The organism is Pseudomonas sp. RL (assembly GCF_000647775.1).
Classification (GTDB): domain Bacteria; phylum Pseudomonadota; class Gammaproteobacteria; order Pseudomonadales; family Pseudomonadaceae; genus Serpens; species Serpens flexibilis.
On record NZ_JBOY01000146.1, the window covers coordinates 1 to 3,696 of the forward strand.

The window sequence follows — 3,696 nt, forward strand, 5'->3', positions numbered from 1 at the left end:
GAACTGCACCGGCTCGTGCAGCTGGAAGGTCTACGTGAAGAACGGCCTGGTCACTTGGGAAACCCAGCAGACCGACTACCCGCGCACCCGCAACGACCTGCCCAACCACGAACCGCGCGGCTGCCCGCGTGGCGCGAGCTACAGCTGGTACATCTACAGCGCCAACCGCCTGAAATACCCGAAGGTGCGCAAGCCGCTGCTCAAGCTGTGGCGCGAAGCACGTCGCCACATGGAGCCGGTGGAGGCCTGGGCGAGCATCGTCGAGGACCCGGCCAAGGCCGAGTCCTACAAGAGCAAGCGCGGCCTGGGCGGTTTCGTGCGCTCCAGCTGGAACGAAGTCAACGAGATCATCGCCGCCGCCAACGTCTACACCGTCAAGCAGTACGGCCCGGACCGCGTGGTCGGCTTTTCGCCGATCCCGGCCATGTCGATGGTCAGCTACGCCGCCGGCTCGCGTTACCTGTCGCTGATCGGTGGCGTGTGCCTGTCGTTCTACGACTGGTACTGCGACCTGCCGCCGGCCTCGCCGCAGGTGTGGGGCGAGCAGACCGACGTGCCGGAGTCGGCCGACTGGTACAACTCCAACTACATCATCGCCTGGGGTTCCAACGTCCCGCAGACGCGGACCCCGGACGCGCACTTCTTCACCGAGGTGCGCTACAAGGGCACCAAGACCGTGGCCGTCACCCCGGATTACGCCGAGGTCGCCAAGCTCACCGACCTGTGGCTGAACCCCAAGCAGGGCACCGACGCGGCGCTGGCCCAGGCCTTCGCCCACGTGATCTTCAAGGAATTCCACCTCGACCAGCCGAGCGCCTACTTCCGTGATTACGCCAAGCGCTACACCGACCTGCCGATGCTGGTGCTGCTCGACGACATCGACGGCGGCTACCGCGCCGAGCGCTTCCTGCGCGCCTCGGACCTGGACAACGCACTGGGCCAGGACAACAACCCCGAGTGGAAGACCGTCGCCGTCGATGCCTCCGGCGAGCTGGTGTCGCCGCAGGGTTCCATCGGCTACCGCTGGGGCGAGAAGGGCAAGTGGAACATCGAGGCCCGCGAGGGCAAGGACGGCCGCGAGGTCGACCTGACCCTCAGCCAGATCGACGGTGGCGAGGTGGCCGAGGTGGGCTTCCCGTACTTCGGTGGCCAGCAGCACGACTTCTTCCCCAACGTCGCCGGCGACGCCGTGCAGTTCCGCCGCGTGCCGGTGCGCAGCCTGAAACTGGCCGACGGCCGCAGCGTCAAGGTCGCCACCGTGTTCGACCTGATGGCCGCCAACTTAGGGATAGACCGTGGCCTGGGCGGCGCCAACGTGGCCGTGGACTACAACGACGTCAACGTGCCCGGCACCCCGGCCTGGCAGGAGCAGATCACCGGTGTGTCCCGCGAGAAGGCCATCCAGGTGGCCCGCGAATTCGCCGACAACGCCGACAAGACCCACGGGCGTTCCATGATCATCGTCGGCGCGGCGATGAACCACTGGTACCACATGGACATGAACTACCGCGGGCTGATCAACATGCTCATGCTCTGCGGGTGCGTCGGCCAGACCGGTGGCGGCTGGGCCCACTACGTCGGCCAGGAGAAGCTGCGTCCGCAGTGCGGCTGGCTGCCGCTGGCCTTCGGCCTCGACTGGCATCGCCCGTCGCGGCAGATGAACGGCACCAGCTTCTTCTACAACCACAGCTCCCAGTGGCGCCACGAGAAGATGAGCATCCACGAGGTGCTCTCGCCGCTGGCCGACAAGAGCCAGTACCCCGAGCACATGCTCGACTACAACATCCGCGCCGAGCGCGCCGGCTGGCTGCCCAGCGCGCCGCAGCTCAACCGCAACCCGCTGCAGATCGCCCGCGACGCGCAAGCGGCCGGCCTGGAACCGAAGGACTACGTGGTCAAGGGCCTGCAGGACGGCAGCCTGCGCTTCGCCTGCGAACAGCCGGACAGCCCGGAAAACTTCCCGCGCAACATGTTCATCTGGCGCTCCAACCTGCTGGGCTCCTCCGGCAAGGGCCACGAGTACATGCTCAAGTACCTGCTGGGCACCACCAACGGCGTGATGAACGAGGACCTGGGCAAGCGCGCCGACGGCTTCAAGCCGACCGAGGCCGAGTGGGTGGACGAGGGCGCCATCGGCAAGCTCGACCTGGTCACCACGCTGGACTTCCGCATGTCCTCCACCTGCGTGTACTCCGACATCGTCCTGCCGACCGCCACCTGGTACGAGAAGGACGACATGAACACCTCGGACATGCACCCCTTCATCCACCCGCTGTCCGCGGCCATCGACCCGGCCTGGGAGGCGAAGTCCGACTGGGAAATCTACAAGGGCATCGCCAAGGCGTTCTCGGCCATGGCCGAAGGGCACCTGGGCGTCGAGCGCGACGTGGTGACCGTGCCGCTGCTGCACGATACCCCCGGCGAGCTGGCCCAGCCGTTCGGCGGCACCGACTGGAAGACCGCCGGCGAGGCGCCGGTGCCCGGCAAGAACGCGCCGAACATCGCCGTGGTCGAGCGCGACTACCCGTCCACCTACAAGAAGTTCACCGCCCTCGGCCCGCTGCTCGAGAGTCTGGGCAACGGCGGCAAGGGCATCAGCTGGAACACCGAGGACGAAGTGAAATTCCTCGGCGAGCTGAACTACCGGGTGCGCGAGGAGGGCGTCAGCCAGGGCCGGCCGAAGATCGAAACCGCCATCGACGCTGCCGAGGTGATCCTCTCCCTGGCGCCGGAAACCAACGGCCACGTCGCCGTGAAGGCCTGGGAAGCGCTGTCGGCCTTCACCGGCCGCGACCACAGCCACCTGGCGCTGCCCAAGGAGCACGAGGCGATCCGCTTCCGCGACATCCAGGCCCAGCCGCGCAAGATCATCTCCAGCCCCACCTGGTCGGGCCTGGAAGACGAGCACGTCAGCTACAACGCCGGCTACACCAACGTCCACGAGTACATCCCGTGGCGCACCCTCACCGGCCGCCAGCAGTTCTACCAGGACCACCCGTGGATGCAGGCCTTCGGCGAGCAGTTGATGAGCTACAAGCCGCCGATCAACACTCGCTCGCTCGGCTATGTGCAGGGCAAGAAGCCCAACGGCAATCCGGAGATCGCGCTGAACTGGATCACCCCGCACCAGAAGTGGGGCATCCACAGCACCTATACCGACAACCTGATCATGCTGACCCTCAGCCGCGGCGGCCCGATCGTGTGGATGAGCGAAATCGACGCGAAGAAGGTGGGCATCGAGGACAACGACTGGATCGAGTGCTTCAACGCCAACGGCGCGCTCACCGCCCGCGCGGTGGTCAGCCAGCGCGTCAAGGAAGGCATGGTGATGATGTACCACGCCCAGGAACGCATCGTGAACGTGCCCGGCGCCGAGAGCACCGGCACCCGCGGCGGCCACCACAACTCGGTGACCCGCGTGATGCTCAAGCCCACCCACATGATCGGCGGCTACGCCCAGCAGGCCTACGGCTTCAACTACTACGGCACCGTGGGCTGCAACCGCGACGAGTTCGTCGTGGTGCGCAAGATGAACAAGGTCGACTGGCTGGACGCGCCCTATGGCGATGACCTGCCGCAACCGCTGCCGCAGGACATTTGAGGAGTACGCCATGAAGATTCGTTCACAAGTCGGAATGGTCCTGAACCTGGACAAGTGCATCGGCTGCCACACCTGCTCGATCACCTGCAAGAACG

The 3,696-nt window shown here is 66.3% G+C and carries 2 protein-coding genes; both read left to right on the top strand.

From position 1 onward, the window contains the following. The coding region (locus AS93_RS0117015) for a nitrate reductase subunit alpha (RefSeq protein ID WP_027591709.1) at positions 1–3,601 on the top strand (3,601 nt) is incomplete at its 5' end. 10 nt (positions 3,602–3,611) lie between these two features. Continuing rightward, positions 3,612–3,696 (top strand): 4Fe-4S binding protein (locus tag AS93_RS20970; RefSeq protein WP_037009839.1); only part of this gene is annotated, 85 nt, incomplete at its 3' end.